Genomic DNA, 16,931 nt, shown 5'->3' with positions numbered 1-16,931 from the left:
ATCGCTCCTTCTTATCCTGGTTAAAATTCAGCCAGTTCACGAATAGCTTTTTCGACCCTATCCGGATTCATCATGAAATATTTCTCCAGCTTTGGTGAGAAGGGCATGGCCGGTATCTCTGCTCCAGCCAGCCGCTGAACCGGCGCATCGAGATCAAACAGGCAGTTCTCAGCGATAATGGCGGCCACTTCACCAATAATACTGCCTTCTTTATTGTCTTCAGTAATCAATAGCACTTTGCCGGTTGCGGCTGCTGCCTGGATAATCGCTTCCTGATCAAGCGGGTAGACAGTCCGCAAATCGAGAATATGTGTGCTGATACCTTCTTCATCCAGCTTTTCAGCAGCCTGCATTGCAAAATGCACAGACAAGCCATATGTGATCACAGTAATATCAGAACCTTCACGTTTTACATCAGCCTTGCCTATGGGCAGAACATAATCATCATCCGGCACCTCATTTTTTAACAGACGATAGGCTTTTTTGTGCTCGAAGAAAAGCACTGGATCATTGTCACGGATAGACGCTTTTAAAAGCCCTTTAACATCGTATGGTGTCGAGGGCACAACAATCTTCAGACCAGGCTGATTAGCAAAGATCGATTCAAGCGATTGTGAATGATATAAGGCTCCGTTTATACCACCGCCATAAGGTGCGCGGATAGTCATGGGCACATGCCAATCATTATTGGAGCGATAGCGTGTTTTAGCTGCTTCTGAAATAATCTGATTAACAGCCGGCAGCATAAAATCAGCAAATTGCATTTCTGCAACAGGACGCTTGCCATACATAGCTGCTCCGATACCGACACCAGCGATAGCTGATTCAGCCAGGGGCGTATCAAGTACCCGCTGATTGCCAAAATCGTTATACAGTCCCTGAGTTGCTCCAAACACGCCCCCTTTTTTACCAACATCCTCACCCATAATAAAGACGTTATCATCACGTTTCATTTCTTCATGCAAAGCGGTGGTCACCGCCTGAATATAAGACATGACTGGCATTCGTTTCCCCCCTACACTTCCTCATAGACATATTTATGTGCTGACGCCGGTTCAGGATAATCTGCTTTTTCCGCATAGTCGGTTGCTTCATTTACGATGCTATCTATTTCAGTGCTGATTTTCTGTTCGGTTTCATCGCTCATAGCACCCGATTCTTTTAAATAAGCAGCATACGAAATGAGCGCATCGTTCTTTTTAGCTTCTTCGACTTCCGAACTTTCCCGGTATTGACTGTCATCGTCATCACTGGAATGTGCCGTGAAACGATACGACAGGGTTTCGATTAATGTTGGACCTTCACCATTAACGGCCTGTTCCCGCGCTTTTTTCACTTCATCATAAACCGCCAGAGGATCATTGCCGTTAACCGTTACGCCCGGCATCCCATAGCTTGCTGCACGGGCGGATATATTCTCACTGGCATACTGTTTATCGAGCGGAACCGAAATGGCATATTGATTGTTTTCCACCATTGTAATCACCGGCAATTTATGTACACCAGCGAAATTAAGACCCTCATGGAAGTCACCCTGGTTAGTAGAACCTTCTCCCAATGTGACAAATGAAGCAAACGTTTCGTCATCCATTTTAGCGGCAAGAGCAATCCCGACTGCATGCGGCACTTGTGTTGTTACAGGAGATGACTGAGTCACAATCCGGTTTTCCTTTTGTCCAAAATGACTTGGCATCTGCCGGCCACCCGAATTAGGATCATCTGCTTTAGCAAACGCTGACAGCATTAATTCTTTAGGTGTCATGCCAAATGCAAGGACTATCCCCAAATCCCGATAATAGGGTAAAACATAATCTTTAGTCCTGTCGAATGCGAATGAAGCACCAATCTGTGAAGCCTCCTGACCTTGACATGAGATAACAAACGGAATTTTTCCAGCGCGGTTTAACAGCCACATTCGCTCATCAAGTCTGCGGGCTAAAAGCATATGCCGATACATATCAACTGCCTGTTCATCTGTTAAACCTAACGATTCGTGGCGATTCTTTGCCATTGTTTTTCCTCCTCGTACCATTATCCATGAATTTGCTTGCCATCAACGGCCAATGCAGCTTCGCCTACAATTTCAGACAGGGACGGATGCGGATGAACACTTTGGCCGATTTCCCAAGGCGTTGCGTCCAGCACCTTGGCCAGACCAGCCTCAGATATCATGTCCGTAACACGCGGACCAATCATATGCACCCCGAGTAAATCATTCATACTTGAATCAGCAATCAATTTGACAAACCCCTCTGATTCCCCGTGTATCAGCGCTTTTCCGACGGCACTGAAGGGAAACTTGCCTACTCTTACATCATATCCCTGTTCCTGTGCTTGTTTTTCCGTTAAACCAACACTTGCAGCTTCCGGGTCAGCATAAATACATGATGGGATATTGTTATAGACAAGCGGCAATGGGTCTTTATCTGCCATATGTTCGACAGCAACGATGCCTTCATGCGAGGCAGCATGAGCCAGCTGCATGCCACCGATAACATCCCCGATGGCATAAATATGTGAATCCTTCGTCTGATAAACATCATTTGTGTCGATAACACCATTGCTGGTTGTTATACCGGTGTTTTGCAGTCCAATGTCCGATGTATTAGCTGAACGCCCAACAGATACGAGCATCTTATCAGCCGAAAACGTTTCTTGTGCATCATTTAGATAAGCATCAATCGTAACATGCCCATCTGTTTGCAATGTCTCTGGAAGCACTTGGGCCTCTTTTACAAACCGAACGCCTTTTTTCCCGAGCTGTTTCTCGGTTTCGTTAGCGATTGCTTCATCTTCTGTTGGCAAAATGTGTTCCAGATACTCGATAACTGTCACGTCAACATCAAAGTCGGCGAGCATCGATGCCCATTCAATTCCGATCACACCGCCGCCAACAATAATAATTGATGATGGTAGAGCCTCCATTTGCAAAGCTTCGTCGGACGTCAGCACATATTGGCCATCGATTTCCAGGCCTGGGAGTGACCTTGGCTCGGAACCAGTTGCTATCAGAACATTTTGTGCTGTAAGCATTGTATTCTCACTGCCATCGGCATACTCAACGGATATCGTACCAGGCATTGGCGAGAAAATACTTGGTCCCAAAATTCTGCCCAGTCCCTCGTATACATCAATTTTACCTTTTTTCATCAAACCTTTTACGCCCTGGTACAAGCTGTCTACAACCCGATTTTTTCGTTCCTGAACTTTGGCGAAATTAAGTGTAACATTCGTTGTATCTATTCCAAATTCGCCTGCTTCTTTCGTTTGTCTGAAGATCTCAGCACTTTGGAGCAAGGACTTGGACGGAATACAGCCGCGATGCAAACACGTTCCGCCCAGCTCACCTTTTTCGACAACGGCAACCCGCATATCCAGCTGCGATGCACGAATAGCTGCCACATAGCCACCAGTGCCGCCTCCAAGGATTATGAGATCGTATTCTTCTGACATGACCGATAAACCCCTCTCACATTGTATTGCTGGCGTTTCCTTCTCTTCCTGCATCATAAGCTGTTGCTTCGTTAAATGACAATTAAAATGTTCCAGTGGAAGCAACTGTTTTCCAATGATTAATTGCGTCTGCTCAGGATATTCTTATCAGTCGTTAAAAATTGACTGCGTGATGCATGCAATGATTGAATGCGTTCTTCTGCCATGCGATCGGCAGCAGCATAAGTTGGTATATTGTCACGTCTTGCTATCGAAAACACTTGCAATAAATTATCATAAATGGCTCCGACCTTTTTCATCGCCCGCTTTTCATTGTAGCCATTCAACTCATCTGACACATTAATGACACCGCCAGAGTTGAGAATGAAATCAGGCGTATAAACAATACCCATCTCGTGCAGTTTATCACCATGCGCATCCGCCTTAAGCTGGTTGTTGGCAGATCCTGCAATTGCCTTTGCTTTTAGCTGCGGTATCGTTTCATCATTGAGTACGCCACCCAACGCACACGGAGCAAAAATATCACAGTCTACACTGTAAATGTCATCAGGCGCAACCGCTTCAGCACCAAAATCGTCAACCACTCGCTGAACAGCCTGTTCATTAATATCTGTCACAATGATGCGGGCACCTTCCTGATGCAAATAATCACTTAAAGCATAAGCTACATTGCCGGCCCCTTGAACAGCAACTGTCCGTCCTTTCAAAGAGTCATCAGCAAATGCCTCCATTGCTGCTGCTTTCATACCTGTATAAAGCCCATAACCGGTAATAGGGGACGGATTACCTGAAGAACCTGATTCCTCAGGCGACAAACCTGCTACATAATCTGTTTCCACATGTATCAGATCCATATCCTCGACTGTTGTTCCCACATCCTCAGCTGTAATAAAACGACCATGCAAGCTTTCAATATAACGGCCAAAAGCACGAAACATTTCTGGATTTTTATCTTTATTCGGATCACCAATAATAACGGCTTTACCGCCGCCCAGATTCAAACCTGCCGCAGCATTTTTATATGTCATTCCCCTGGCCAGTCTCAGTGCATCATCTATAGCTTCTTCTTCAGAATTATATGTCCACATACGTGTACCGCCGAGTGCCGGCCCAAGTGTTGTATCATGTATAGCAATAATTGCTTTCAGCCCTGAATTTTTATCCTGGCAAAAAACGAGTTGTTCATAATCATCTGTTTCCATAGAATTCAATAGTTCCATCCTTGCATCTCCCTGCCTTCTATCTGAGTATTAGAACCAACTGCTGACAGATGCATATGTCATAATAGTACTATATCGCATATGAACACCAGTTCCAACCATTTTACTTTTGACATGCATCCCTCAACCTTATATTTAACCAAAGTTAACGCCGACTGTTCATTTTGAAAGCGCTTTATTTTAAAGTACCAAATCCTGAAACATATTGCAACCAGACAATCTGTTATACTAACAAATGATATTTATCCTGAAAAGTTAGTCAGACAGTTCATATTTTACCTAACTTTTGCTATACTGAGAGGAGTCTGTTTATACAAATTAAAAAGGTTTGGCCTTAGATGCATAAAAGGAGAACAAACTATGATTCGTATTATCGCAGTTCTGATGCTGCTCATTCCAGGCATTGTTTCAGCTTATGGTATTAAGCTGATGCGTGATGCGTTGTTCAGCGAATTTTATCCGATTTTTGTACATACAGACGTTCAGTTTGTTGTCGGCCTGCTGTTATTTCTTGGAGGAGTTGCATTTGTCGGCGGCTTCATCGTCCATCGCGACCGAAAAAAACGGGAGCAAGCGAAAAAAAATGACTAAATATGAGATTAGCCTAAACGGGGAGATGTCACATGAAAGTAGCTAAATTTGGGGGCAGTTCTGTAGCCAGCAGTGAACAAATAAAAAAAGCAGGATCGATCGTTGCAGAAGACACAGAACGTAAATTTGTCGTTGTTTCCGCTCCTGGCAAACAATTTGATACGGATACAAAGATCACAGATCGTTTAATTGAATTAAGTTATGTTGAATTTAATACGAAAGAATACAAGAGCATTTCAGATAAAATTATAGAACGTTTTGCTAAGATCGTCCATGAGCTTGATATTTCTAATGAGATTCTTACAGAAATTAGTGAAGCCATTGACACTGCAGCAAGCGTTGAAACAGCTGATCAGCAAAGAAAAACGGATATTTTAAAATCCATTGGTGAGGACAGCTGTGCTAAAATCGTCAGCAGGTATTTAAATACCATTGGTTTAAATGCGCAATATGTTAATCCAGAAGAAGCTGGTATTATTGTCAGTAATGAGCCGGGAAACGCTCAAATATTACCAGACAGCTACAAAACACTATACGAAATGCGAGAACAGAAGGGCATTATGGTTATACCTGGCTTTTTTGGCTTTACAACGGATGGTAAACTGATGACATTTTCCAGAGGCGGATCAGATATCACCGGTTCCATTGTGGCAGCAGGGGTCCAAGCTGATCTATACGAAAATTTCACCGATGTTGATTCTGTTTATGTTGTTGATCCGAGAATCATCCCAAACCCCGAAAAAGTAACGACATTGACCTATAAAGAGATGCGTGAGCTGTCATATTCCGGGTTTGGTGTTTTTCATGATGAAGCACTCATGCCTGCCTTTCAGGCGGAAATACCGGTTTGTATTAAAAATACCAACAATCCAGAAAGTGCAGGTACAATGATCGTTTCTAATAAAAATGAAGAATCAAGAGGTGTTGTCGGCATTGCCAGTGATACTGGCTTTTCCAATTTATATGTCAGTAAGTATTTAATGAACCGTGAACTCGGTTTTGGACGGCGCTTGCTGCAAATCCTCGAAGACGAAGGCATTTCATTTGAACATGCACCATCCGGAATTGACAATATGTCCGTTATTATAAGGGATGATGAGCTGACGGCGGAAAAAGAGCTCAGCGTCATCAACCGAATTCATGAGGAGTTGAATCCGGATACCATCTCAATCGATTATGGCTTTGCGATGGTTATGGTGGTTGGCGAAGGGATGATGAGTGCTGTCGGAATTGCCGAAAAATCAACAGCAGCATTTGCTGATGCCAATATCAGTATTGAGATGATCAACCAGGGATCATCTGAAGTATCGGTTATGTTTGGAATACGTAAAGATAAGCTTCATAAAGCTATAAAAGCGTTGTACAATAAATTTTTTAATTAACTGGCAGCCAGATCACAGAAAACGCCTTTCCTTATCAACTTGGCATTATTATTTGATAAAGGAAGGCGTTTTATATTTTGGTGTTATCGTTCAGTGAGTCTCTGTGAATCCGTCAGCTGGCCTTATGTTCCAGACGCAGACGATCAGCCACCATGGCGATGAACTCACTGTTGGTTGGTTTAGCTTTGGAAATATTAACGGTATAGCCAAATAACTGTGAAATTGACTCAACATTCCCCCGGCTCCAGGCCACCTCAATTGCATGCCTGATCGCCCTCTCTACGCGCGATGCCGTTGTATTGTACGCTTTTGCAATATCTGGATAAAGCACCTTCGTAATCGAACCCAAAAGTTCAATATCATTATAAACCATTGTAATGGCTTCTCTTAAGTACATATAACCTTTTATATGGGCCGGAACGCCAATTTCGTGAATAATACTTGTAATATTCGTTTCAAGATCTTTTTTATTGCGCTCCTGACTGTTTTCCCTTTTTGATATTGATGGCTTGGCTGTTTTAGCTCCCTTGACCTGGCGTATTTGCTCAGCTAAATTATCCAGTTCAAATGGTTTTAAAATGAAATAGGAAGCTCCCAGATCTCCTGCTTTTTTCATAACCTCCTCTTGCCCAAAGGCAGTAAGCATAATAACATTTGGACTATTTTTACGATTTGAATCACGAATTGTTTTTAAAACACCCAAACCATCAATATGCGGCATAATAAGGTCTAAAACGAGAACATCCGGCTCCTTTTTCTCCAGCATTTCCAGACATTCCCTACCATTATACGCAGTTCCGATAACGTTAATATCCTGAAGATCAGAAAAGTACTCTTCCATAAGTTCCACAAATTCTTTATTATCGTCCACTAAACAAACTGAAATTTCTTCCACACAAGTTTCCTCCTTTACTTCGAACCATCTCCATACAATATATTCGACATAAGATTGGAATATCCTTTTTTTATTATAAAAAAATTTCATATTTTTCCTTAATATGCATTTTTGCTCTGTATTTCTTTAAATATCGGTCTTATTTGACGAAATCTGACAAAAGTTGATATCTTTTGTTGGAAATGATTCCGATATAAAAAGGCTTGCCACAGGGTAAATCACTGCAGCAAGCCTTTGTTAAAGTTCAGCTTTCTTCAAGCCGCCTGGTTTCCTTGTTGTATTCCCTCGATACCAGCTTCTTGAAGCATCCATTCAATATGAACACCATATCCGCTTGTTGGATCATTTACAAATACATGGGTGACAGCACCGATGATCTTGTCATTCTGAATAATGGGACTGCCACTCATGCCTTGCACGATACCACCTGTTTCGTTCAGCAGTTCATCATCTGTAATCTCAATAACCATGCCTTTTTTGGCAGGATACTTCTGGGGGACACTGCTGACAACCTCAACGTCAAATTCCTGCACTTCTTCTCCTTCCAGAACAGTTAAAATCTTTGCCGGACCTTCTTCGACGTCATCTGGCGATGCAACCGGCATTGGTTCATCGTATGGACTATTCGATAATGATTTGTTAAGCTCACCAAAAACACCAAATGGCGTATTTTTTGTAATGTTTCCAATTTTTTCGTCTTCATTTGAAAATTTTGCTTGCTTTTCACCTGGGGTTCCACTGTTTCCTTTATCAATAGCCGTGACATTGGAACGCACAATGGTACCGTTATGGATCTCGATCGGCTTTTGTGTATCCATATCAGAGATAACGTGGCCAAGTGCACCATATTTTTTGGATGCAGGATCATAAAAAGACATCGTTCCAATTCCCGCGGCCGAGTCTCTTATATACAATCCAATCCGATATTTATCTTTAGCATCTTTTGCCGGTTCCATTGCTGTCTCAAAAGTTTTATTGTCCCGCTTAATGGTTATAGCCATTTCTTCATCGGATTTGCCTGCTTTTTGAACAAAAGGCTTAACATCTTCCATGTCTTCCACGTCTTTGCCATTTATCTCCAAAATCATGTCACCAACTTGAACATCGGCTTCTTCTCCAGGCGACATTTTTCCGTTTTCGCCTTCAATTTGATGATAACCGACAACAAGGACACCAAGCGTGTTAAGCTGTACACCAAGTGATTGACCACCGGGAACAATTTCTACATCTTCAAGTGCTGATTGATCGGCTTGCGTCATTGCTTCAGTCGCAGTTTGTTGAACAGGCATACGATTTTTGGATTGTTTTGCATAGAACACACTGGATCCAAATGCTTGAACATGTTCTGCAGAAGCGTCGGCCGGTCCGATATCATTGTTTGCTGAATGAGCCATAACCTGATCAGGAATGGAAAAGTAATGATTAAACGGTGAGATGAAAGGAATTGCCAAAACTGTTATGAGAAACAATATTCCTGCCATGAACCGTACTTTATTGTCATAATTCACCTAATTCACTCTCCTCCTCCTAACCCCATATCAATACTTTATCTCTGTACTTCTAATTTGACCGATCCGCTTGTGTTTTAAACAGGTCAAATTCAAGAAAAGATGTGTAACATTTCCTGTGACTGTGGGATCAGTGAACAAGGAGACAATTATTTAATTGTCTGGAAAAAAGAAGAGCCGAAAAATCCAATTCCGGCTCTTTATCCATGTTGTTTTTTGTAATTATCAGCCAGTTCGAGCAACTCTGTGGCGTGATCTTTGGCTGTATCCGTCAATTTAGTACCGGTTATCATTCTGCCCAGTTCTGTAATGGTGTCATCTGTCGATAACTCTTCCACAGTGGTTGAGGTACGGTCTTCTTCTTCATACTTTTGAATCAGCTTATGGGTATCAGCCATAGCTGCAACTTGAGGTAAATGCGTGATACACAAGACTTGTGATTGATTGGAAACTTCCTGAATTTTTTCAGCCATGGCCTGTGCAACCCTTCCGCTGACGCCGGTGTCTACCTCATCAAAAATAACACTGGTCACACCCTGATGTTTAGCGAACAATCTTTTTAATGCGAGCATAATACGGGACAATTCACCGCCAGATGCGACTTTGTGCAGCTGCTTTAGAGGTTCACCTGGATTGGTTGAAATCCGGAAGTGAATCACATCAAAGCCATTTCGATGAAGTTTTGTTGTTTCCCCAGATTTTTCAGATGTATTAAAGGAAACTGAAAAAGAGGCTTTTTCCAGATATAAATCTTTAAGTTCATGATGAATATCCTCTGTTAATGCATCAGCTGCTTTCTGACGCAAATCATGCAGCTGCTTCGCTTCCAGATAGGCATCTTCCCGTGTGTCAGCAATTTGCTGTTCCAATTTTGTTAAGTGGGTATCTTTATGTGTTATTTCTTCCAATTCCTCTTCTACCTGACCGAGGTATTCCAAAATGTCATTAACGGTTGAGCCATATTTTTTCTTGAGATGGCTGATTTCATTCAGACGCGATTCAATCTCATTCAGTCTTCCGGAATCATACTGCAGCGTTTCAGTGTAGGAACGTAGATCGTATACCAATTCCTCCATCAGGAAATAATGGTTAGACATTTCTTCAGCTTTTTCGGCAATAAAGGAATCATATTCACGGCTGTTTTGCAGTGCCTGATTAGCAGTGCTCAGCCATTCTAAGCCCCTCTGTTCACCGTAGAGAGCATTATAAGCATCCTGAAGACTGGTATAAATGCGTTCGAAATTGGCTAGCTGACTACGCTCTTCTTCAAGTTGTTTATCTTCATCCGGCACCAGATTAGCGCCTTCAATTTCGTTCTTCTGAAACGTGAGCAAGTCCAGTCGCTGTGTAATTTCCCGTTCATTTTCACTTAATTCTTTATAGCGTTTCTGCAACGTGGTTAATTTTTCATATAAATCCGTATATTCACTTTTTGTTTGGGAAATAGCTTTCTCATCGTATAGGTCGAGGAGTTGTATATGATTATCAGCATTCAGCAATGATTGCGTCTCATGTTGACTATGAATATCAATTAAGTACTTGCCAAATTCCTTCAATATAGCCAGTGTTACTAATTTGCCGTTAATTCTGCAAATACTCTTTCCTGCAGCTGTTATGGTACGATGCAGAACAACCATCCCGTCCTGGATATCGACGCCATAGATATCTGCAGTGTCCAATAAAGGCTGATTATCCGAATCAAGTGTGAAAAGTCCTTCGATTTCAGCCTTTTTTGTTCCGTGACGAACGTATTCAACAGAACCGCGTCCGCCTGACAGCAAATGGACGGCATCGATAATGATGGATTTTCCCGCACCCGTCTCACCTGATAAAACCGTTAAACCGTTTGTAAATGTGATTGAGACGTCATCAATAATAGCAAAGTCCCGAATCGCCAGCTCTGTAAGCATATAGTCACCCCGTCATTAGAGCATACTCAGGAAGCGTTGTTGGATCGCAGCTGAATCATCTTCTGTACGGCAAATAATTAAACATGTATCATCACCGCAAATCGTACCCATAATTTCATCCCACTCCAGATTATCAATCAAAGCACCAATGGCATGTGCATTTCCTGGAAGTGTTTTCAGTACAATGAAATGGCTTGTATACTCCATTTTCACAAACGCATCCTGAACCAGGCGTTTAAGTTTATCCAGTGGGTTAAAACGCTGATCGGCAGGCAAACTGTACTTATAATGGCCATTGGATGAAGGCACTTTGACAAGATGCAAATCCTTAATATCACGAGAAACGGTCGCCTGTGTCACATGATAACCAAGTGCTATCAGCTTATCCACAAGTGTATCCTGAGTTTCAATTTCGTTTTCAGTTATCAACTGACGGATTTTGATATGACGCTGAATTTTACTCATACAATATCCCCACTCCTGATTACTCTGTTGCTTTTGCCTGCAGTTCAGCATGGGCTGTTTCGACTAATGTTTCGATGTCAGTCCATTGCTTAATCGATGCCTGATCTTTTTTCCAGCCTAAATGGGCGAGAAATTCAATGTTTCCATTACCGCCTGTTATCGGTGAGTATGTCAGGTTTAACAGTTGATAACCTTCTCTTTCCGCAAAGTCAACTATCCTATTCAGCACCTCTGTATGAATCCTTTTATCATGGACAATTCCCTTTTTACCAACCTGGTCCCGTCCTGCTTCAAACTGTGGTTTAATTAGAGCGATTACATCACTGTCATACTGCAGCAGCTGCTTCAAAACGGGGAGCAGCAATCTCAGGGAAATAAATGATACATCTATCGCGGCAAAATCCGGGCAGCCGTACTGGATCATATCAGATGTAACATAACGAAAATTGGTCCGTTCCATAACAATAACCCGCTGGTCCTTACGCAGTTTCCATGCCAGTTGATTAGAACCCACATCAACAGCATAGCTGAGCACTGCGCCATGCTGCAGTGCACAATCGGTAAATCCGCCAGTAGATGAACCAACATCAATCATTGTTCTGTCCGCCAGTTCAATGGGAAACTTCTGTAATGCTTTGTCCAATTTTAATCCGCCACGTCCGACGTATGGCAATGCTTGTCCCTTAACATACAGTGGCATTGTCTCACTAACTTTTGTACCCGGTTTGTCTAAACGTTCTTCATTGTTAAAAACAAGCCCGGCCATAATGAGACGTTTAGCTTTTTCTCTTGTCTCAGCCAGATTACGTTCTACCAGCAGACTGTCTACTCGCTTTTTTATCATCTCAAAATACCCTTTTATTAATTTTTAGATTTGAAGGCAATTATTTTTTTTCATTTTTCTCAGCTCTGGGCAATATTTTGATTTTAAAATGGCTTTCGATAAAAGCAATCACGCGACCTGCGAAAAAAATCAGATCTGTTGATGAATTAATAGCAATATGCTTAGCTATAGCCTTGCCGCCTACCGTCAGAGCCGCAACAAGGCTTGTCAACACAACGGATAAGACAACCTGCAAGGAAGCACCATCATCCTGACCGTATAAATTGGCAACCTGCAGCACCACGGCAGAAGCAGCAGTTCCGCTTATAATGCCTGAGATATCGCCAATAACATCATTACAAAAACTGGCAAACTTATCAGCATTGCGGATAATGCTGACGGCCTCTTTGGCGCCAGTAATTTTTTCTGCTGCCATCGCGTGAAATGGTCTTTCAACCGCCGAAGTGGCGGCAATCCCCATCATATCAAAGATTACACCCAGAAACACTATTATAAAAACGGTGAACAATCCTATAAACCAAATAACATTACTGAGAACGGCTTCAGAAGCAATTGAAAAAATAGCCGCTAGCACAAACGTGATAACGGCAATACTAACACTGAATTTTAGTGATTTTCTAGTTCGCGGCTTCATTTTAACTCCTGTTTCATCAAATATGTATAGACAGGAATGGTCATTTAAAAGGCGAAAACTGCAGCTTAGGTCCAGTAGGTTTTCCCAGATAGGTACCCCATGTTGCCATATGGGCGGTTCCCCTTTAAACCTATCTCAGCTCCGTCGCCGGAAGCCGGACTGGATTACCACTTAGTCCACACTATAATGCCTTTTAAATGTCAATGAACAGTCTAGGAGTTTTCCTCAGCAACCTTTGGCCATTTCTTAGCCTCTTTTGCAGTGATGATTTCATAGGGGTACTGCAGCATTTCAGTGGCCACTGAAATGCCAATTAAGACCCTAATCCCCACACCACCACTCAAGGCAGGCTACGCTGTAAATAAGGTCTCCCTTCCCCTATTCCACAGGTTCATACCCCATTCCATAATGTGACCTAGGCTTAGGCCACACGACAGATATGGGCCTCCACGGTAATCGGGTCTACGCCCGCATGCCTTTGCGGATCGCCCGAAAACCTTAACTCCCAGCACCGACCCAAGGCTGGGCGCCTCAAGCCGACACAAGGAACTTCATCGATATGCCCTTTAGCGGATTTTTAGGCCCGCCTTCAGAAACGGAGGGCTGACTAGAATACTGCACCATTCCTTTACGTGTTTAATATAACATATTTACATAAAAAATACTAGTCAGGATTCTGCTCTATTTCCTGCCGGCATTAGTGATCGCGGTTACTGAAATAATCAGTCAGCGACTTCAAAAGTGATGTTTCGGCATTGGCACCATATAATGCATCATACGCTTTCTGGACATAATCCTGTTTCATGCTGGCAGCGCCCTCAAGACCCAGTAATCTGACATACGTATTCTTTTCATTCTCATTATCGCTGCCCACTGGTTTCCCTAACTTTTCCGGATCGCCGCTTACATCCAAAATATCATCCTGAACCTGAAAAATAAGTCCCAGATAATGAGCGAATTGATCCAGATAAGCCAGCTGTTCGGCTGTGGCTCCGCTAAGATAGGCTCCTGAATGTATCGCAAAACGGAACAACTCCCCCGTTTTGTTCAAATGAATGGTTTCCAGTTCTGCCAGTGTCACTGGTTTTTTTTCTGCTTCCATATCCAGCATTTGACCAGCTACCATTCCTTTAGGACCACTTGCCTCAGATAACAACTGAATTAGCTGCACTTTCTCCTCACTTGTTAAATACGCATCAGCAGCAATCACTTCAAAACCGAAAGTCAGCAGCGCATCACCAGCTAATACAGCCGTTGCATCATCATATTGTTTATGATTAGTCGGCTGCCCGCGGCGCAAATCATCATCGTCCATCGCTGGTAAATCATCGTGGATAAGTGAATACGTGTGAATCATTTCTAGTGCGAGAGCAGCAGATAGAGCTTTTTCTCTGTCATGATGGTAGGCTTCATAGCTTGCCATTAAAAGAACCGGCCGCATGCGTTTACCGCCAGCCCGTATGGAATATAGCATTGAATTTTTTAGACGCTCCGGTATATCCAAATTTTGCAAACGTTTTTGCAGTTCCTGTTGAATCAGCTGTTTCGTTGTATTGATGAAATCATTTAGTTCCTGCTGCACGATCATTCTTCCTCCTGCACATCAAAGGTCTCATATTGGCCGTGCTCATTCATGATTTTAGTCATCTTTTCCTGAACATTTGTTAATTTGTTATTGCACAGTTTAGATAACTGCATCCCTTCCTGGTAATAAGAAATAGCTTTTTCCAGCGGTACATCACCTTGTTCAAGTTTTTCCACGATTTTTTCTAATTGCTGCATAGCTTCTTCAAACGACAGATTAGCTTCTTTCTCCTCCTCCATAAGTCTCCTCCTTAATCTCTAATACACGGCAATCGAGCGTCCCATCAGCAAGTTTAACACTGATCTTAGCAGACTGTGCCGTTGATTCAACTGATCTCAGCAGCTCTCCTTCTGAGGTATAAGGAATAGCGTACCCGCGTTTCATGGTTTCCAGTGGATTCAGCAATGATAATTTTTCAAGTGTCTTTTGCAGCCTGGACGACTTTTCAGTCAGCTGTTGTGTTATTAGTCGATTGAGCTGCTTATTCAATTGGCCAACCTCTTGGGCAGTGCGATTAATTTGCTTTGTGGGGTGCGATCCCAAAAGACGCGACTTCAAATGGGTCAATGCCTCGTGTTTGCGGCGTTGTTCAAGGTTCACTGATTTGTCCAGGCGTTCGACAAGCTTATCCAGCTCTTGCTCTTTCTGCCGGATTAAATGTTCTGGATAACGAAATGCATATGACTGACTGATGCGCTGAACGTTTTGCTTAGAGGAAGTCAGCTGTTCTGTCATAGCCCGCGTTAATGATCGACGGTGCCCGTTTATACGATCCAGAAGTTCCAGCTGTGATGGCACAGCTATCTCAGCCGCTCCAGTTGGAGTTGGGGCACGCACATCGGCTACATAATCACTGATTGTGCTATCTGTTTCATGTCCGACGGCTGAAATAACAGGTATCGTACAGCGGAACAGAGCGTCCGCCACTTTTTCTTCATTGAATCCCCACAGTTCTTCAATTGAACCGCCGCCTCTACCGACAATCAGAACATCACAGTCTGTTTCCCTGTCAACCCGGCTAATGCCATCTACAATTGACTGTACTGCATTCTCGCCCTGAACAATAACAGGCAGAACAGTTGTCCGGGCAATCGGATACCGGCGCTTAATCGTCGTAATAATATCGCGCACAGCCGCACCTGTTGGTGATGTCATAATACCGATATGCTCCGGGAATGCCGGCAGTTCCTTTTTATGTTCCTGAACAAAATAGCCCTGCCGATTCAATTTCTCCTTCAATTGTTCAAATGCTAAATAGAGAGAGCCAAGGCCGTCCGGTTCCATTTGCTGAATGTATAGCTGGTATTGGCCGAATCGTTCAAACACACCGATTTCACCGCTTATCAGCACATTCATGCCATCTTCCGGACGAAATTTCAAACGGCGGTTATTGCCTGCGAACATAACGGCCTGAATCCGTGCGTTGTCATCTTTTATGGTTAAATACATATGGCCGCGGCTGTGACGTTTGAAATTGGAGATCTCGCCTTTTAGCCATATATGCTTTAAATGCGGGTCTGTCGCAAATTTCTGTTTGATATATTTTGTCAGCGCAGTGACTGTTAAATAGTTATCCTGCAAAATAGGACAGTCCTTTAGCGGCCTGAACAGTATTCTTCAGGAGCATCGTAATTGTCATGGGGCCTACGCCTTTTGGAACTGGCGTTATGTAAGATGCTTTTTCTGCTGCTGATGAGAAATCCACATCTCCGGTCAATGACCCGTCATCAAGGCGATTCATACCCACGTCAATAATAACGGCGCCTTCTTTAATCGCTTCACTGTTAATCATATTAGCCTTTCCAACTGCCGTAATAAGGATGTCAGCACTGGCTGCATAAGCTGTCAGCTGGTGTGTTTTGGAGTGGCAATACGTCACCGTTGCATCCTGGTTCAAAAGCAATTGTCCCACCGGCCTTCCGACAATACGGCTTCGTCCGATCACAACCGCATGTTTTCCCTTAACCGAAATATTATAGGCTTCGAGCATTGTCATTATGCCATAGGGCGTACAAGGCAAAAACGTAGCCTGTCCACTCATTAATTTGCCAATATTGACAGGATGAAAACCATCTACATCTTTATCAGGATGAATCGTCTGAATAACATTTTGCTCATCAATATGTTCTGGAAGAGGCAGCTGGACAAGTATGCCATGAACGGATTTGTCGTGATTTAATTCACGAATTGAATCCAGAAGTTCTTTTTCCGAAATCGCTGCTGGCATATCAATCACGTCAAATGAAATACCTGTCTGCTGGGTTGCTTTCTCTTTTCCTCTGACATAGGACTTGGAAGCGGGATCGTCACCAGCGATAATCACTGTCAAGTGTGGTATAACGCCATCCTGCCGCAATTGTGATACGTCCTCTGTTATCGTCTCCCTCAATTTGTGAGCGAGCGCTTTTCCATCGATAATATTAGCCGCCATCGTGTCAACTCCT

At 43.0% G+C, this 16,931-nt stretch carries 16 protein-coding genes; 2 read left to right on the top strand and 14 right to left on the bottom strand.

Annotated features, from left to right (window positions below):
• Positions 1–20 precede the first annotated feature (20 nt).
• The 4 genes from ACFQU8_RS13325 to ACFQU8_RS13310 form a co-directional block, all read right to left on the bottom strand.
• The gene (locus ACFQU8_RS13325; RefSeq protein ID WP_382361181.1) at positions 21–1,004 is read right to left on the bottom strand and encodes an alpha-ketoacid dehydrogenase subunit beta; all 984 of its coding nucleotides are present in this window, start codon (positions 1,002–1,004) and stop codon (positions 21–23) included.
• An 11-nt stretch (positions 1,005–1,015) separates the two neighbouring features.
• Positions 1,016–2,011, bottom strand: coding sequence for a thiamine pyrophosphate-dependent dehydrogenase E1 component subunit alpha (locus ACFQU8_RS13320; protein ID WP_382361178.1), 996 nt, complete (start codon positions 2,009–2,011; stop codon positions 1,016–1,018).
• Between the two features lie 20 nt (positions 2,012–2,031).
• Positions 2,032–3,453 (bottom strand): dihydrolipoyl dehydrogenase, encoded by a 1,422-nt coding sequence (gene lpdA, locus ACFQU8_RS13315; protein WP_382361175.1) that lies wholly within the window; start codon positions 3,451–3,453, stop codon positions 2,032–2,034.
• Between the two features lie 119 nt (positions 3,454–3,572).
• Positions 3,573–4,673, bottom strand: a complete 1,101-nt coding sequence (locus tag ACFQU8_RS13310) for a Leu/Phe/Val dehydrogenase (RefSeq protein ID WP_382361173.1) — start codon at positions 4,671–4,673, stop codon at positions 3,573–3,575.
• Positions 4,674–5,033: 360 nt separating this feature from the next.
• Here ACFQU8_RS13310 and ACFQU8_RS13305 point away from each other — a divergent pair, with 360 nt between their 5' ends.
• The gene (locus tag ACFQU8_RS13305) at positions 5,034–5,264 is read left to right on the top strand and encodes a DUF2627 domain-containing protein (RefSeq protein WP_382361170.1); all 231 of its coding nucleotides are present in this window, start codon (positions 5,034–5,036) and stop codon (positions 5,262–5,264) included.
• 32 nt (positions 5,265–5,296) lie between these two features.
• Positions 5,297–6,646 carry an aspartate kinase gene (locus ACFQU8_RS13300; protein WP_382361166.1) on the top strand — a complete coding sequence of 450 codons (1,350 nt, stop codon included), beginning with the start codon at positions 5,297–5,299 and terminating at the stop codon, positions 6,644–6,646.
• A gap of 112 nt (positions 6,647–6,758) precedes the next feature.
• Here ACFQU8_RS13300 and spo0A read toward each other — a convergent pair whose 3' ends face one another.
• The 10 genes from spo0A to folD form a co-directional block, all read right to left on the bottom strand.
• Positions 6,759–7,541, bottom strand: a complete 783-nt coding sequence (gene spo0A, locus ACFQU8_RS13295) for a sporulation transcription factor Spo0A (RefSeq protein WP_382361163.1) — start codon at positions 7,539–7,541, stop codon at positions 6,759–6,761.
• A gap of 254 nt (positions 7,542–7,795) precedes the next feature.
• The gene (gene spoIVB, locus ACFQU8_RS13290) at positions 7,796–9,049 is read right to left on the bottom strand and encodes a SpoIVB peptidase (RefSeq protein WP_382361160.1); all 1,254 of its coding nucleotides are present in this window, start codon (positions 9,047–9,049) and stop codon (positions 7,796–7,798) included.
• Between the two features lie 200 nt (positions 9,050–9,249).
• Positions 9,250–10,959, bottom strand: coding sequence for a DNA repair protein RecN (recN, locus tag ACFQU8_RS13285; RefSeq protein WP_382361157.1), 1,710 nt, complete (start codon positions 10,957–10,959; stop codon positions 9,250–9,252).
• A 15-nt stretch (positions 10,960–10,974) separates the two neighbouring features.
• Positions 10,975–11,424 carry a transcriptional regulator AhrC/ArgR gene (ahrC, locus tag ACFQU8_RS13280; protein WP_382361154.1) on the bottom strand — a complete coding sequence of 150 codons (450 nt, stop codon included), beginning with the start codon at positions 11,422–11,424 and terminating at the stop codon, positions 10,975–10,977.
• Between the two features lie 19 nt (positions 11,425–11,443).
• Positions 11,444–12,268, bottom strand: a complete 825-nt coding sequence (locus ACFQU8_RS13275) for a TlyA family RNA methyltransferase (RefSeq protein ID WP_382361151.1) — start codon at positions 12,266–12,268, stop codon at positions 11,444–11,446.
• Between the two features lie 40 nt (positions 12,269–12,308).
• On the bottom strand, positions 12,309–12,902 hold the full coding sequence (locus tag ACFQU8_RS13270) for a hypothetical protein (RefSeq protein ID WP_382361148.1): 594 nt from the start codon (positions 12,900–12,902) through the stop codon (positions 12,309–12,311).
• A gap of 697 nt (positions 12,903–13,599) precedes the next feature.
• On the bottom strand, positions 13,600–14,490 hold the full coding sequence (locus ACFQU8_RS13265) for a polyprenyl synthetase family protein (RefSeq protein ID WP_382361145.1): 891 nt from the start codon (positions 14,488–14,490) through the stop codon (positions 13,600–13,602).
• The gene (locus ACFQU8_RS13260) at positions 14,487–14,726 is read right to left on the bottom strand and encodes an exodeoxyribonuclease VII small subunit (RefSeq protein WP_382361142.1); all 240 of its coding nucleotides are present in this window, start codon (positions 14,724–14,726) and stop codon (positions 14,487–14,489) included. The genes ACFQU8_RS13265 and ACFQU8_RS13260 overlap by 4 nt, the downstream gene beginning before the upstream one ends.
• The gene (gene xseA, locus ACFQU8_RS13255; protein ID WP_382361139.1) at positions 14,704–16,068 is read right to left on the bottom strand and encodes an exodeoxyribonuclease VII large subunit; all 1,365 of its coding nucleotides are present in this window, start codon (positions 16,066–16,068) and stop codon (positions 14,704–14,706) included. The genes ACFQU8_RS13260 and xseA overlap by 23 nt, the downstream gene beginning before the upstream one ends.
• Positions 16,058–16,918, bottom strand: a complete 861-nt coding sequence (folD, locus tag ACFQU8_RS13250) for a bifunctional methylenetetrahydrofolate dehydrogenase/methenyltetrahydrofolate cyclohydrolase FolD (protein ID WP_382361135.1) — start codon at positions 16,916–16,918, stop codon at positions 16,058–16,060. Before folD ends, xseA begins: the two co-directional genes overlap by 11 nt.
• Between the last annotated feature and the right edge of the window lie 13 nt (positions 16,919–16,931).

The sequence above is a fragment of the Lentibacillus kimchii genome (assembly GCF_042666895.1).
GTDB lineage: Bacteria > Bacillota > Bacilli > Bacillales > Amphibacillaceae > Lentibacillus > Lentibacillus kimchii.
The sequence above is the reverse complement of the archived record's forward strand: the minus strand, read 5'-3'. Positions and strand labels throughout refer to the sequence as shown.

What these genes read in the sequence shown, in the direction of transcription:
- ACFQU8_RS13320 (WP_382361178.1), bottom strand. Translation starts at nt 2,011, where the DNA reads ATGGCAAAGAATCGCCACGAATCGTTAGGTTTAACAGATGAACAGGCA.
- folD (WP_382361135.1), bottom strand. Translation starts at nt 16,918, where the DNA reads ATGGCGGCTAATATTATCGATGGAAAAGCGCTCGCTCACAAATTGAGG.
- ACFQU8_RS13275 (WP_382361151.1), bottom strand. Translation starts at nt 12,268, where the DNA reads ATGATAAAAAAGCGAGTAGACAGTCTGCTGGTAGAACGTAATCTGGCT.
- lpdA (WP_382361175.1), bottom strand. Translation starts at nt 3,453, where the DNA reads ATGTCAGAAGAATACGATCTCATAATCCTTGGAGGCGGCACTGGTGGC.
- recN (WP_382361157.1), bottom strand. Translation starts at nt 10,959, where the DNA reads ATGCTTACAGAGCTGGCGATTCGGGACTTTGCTATTATTGATGACGTC.
- ACFQU8_RS13300 (WP_382361166.1), top strand. Translation starts at nt 5,297, where the DNA reads ATGAAAGTAGCTAAATTTGGGGGCAGTTCTGTAGCCAGCAGTGAACAA.
- ACFQU8_RS13265 (WP_382361145.1), bottom strand. Translation starts at nt 14,490, where the DNA reads ATGATCGTGCAGCAGGAACTAAATGATTTCATCAATACAACGAAACAG.
- ACFQU8_RS13270 (WP_382361148.1), bottom strand. Translation starts at nt 12,902, where the DNA reads ATGAAGCCGCGAACTAGAAAATCACTAAAATTCAGTGTTAGTATTGCC.
- ACFQU8_RS13260 (WP_382361142.1), bottom strand. Translation starts at nt 14,726, where the DNA reads ATGGAGGAGGAGAAAGAAGCTAATCTGTCGTTTGAAGAAGCTATGCAG.
- ACFQU8_RS13310 (WP_382361173.1), bottom strand. Translation starts at nt 4,673, where the DNA reads ATGGAACTATTGAATTCTATGGAAACAGATGATTATGAACAACTCGTT.
- ahrC (WP_382361154.1), bottom strand. Translation starts at nt 11,424, where the DNA reads ATGAGTAAAATTCAGCGTCATATCAAAATCCGTCAGTTGATAACTGAA.
- ACFQU8_RS13325 (WP_382361181.1), bottom strand. Translation starts at nt 1,004, where the DNA reads ATGCCAGTCATGTCTTATATTCAGGCGGTGACCACCGCTTTGCATGAA.
- ACFQU8_RS13305 (WP_382361170.1), top strand. Translation starts at nt 5,034, where the DNA reads ATGATTCGTATTATCGCAGTTCTGATGCTGCTCATTCCAGGCATTGTT.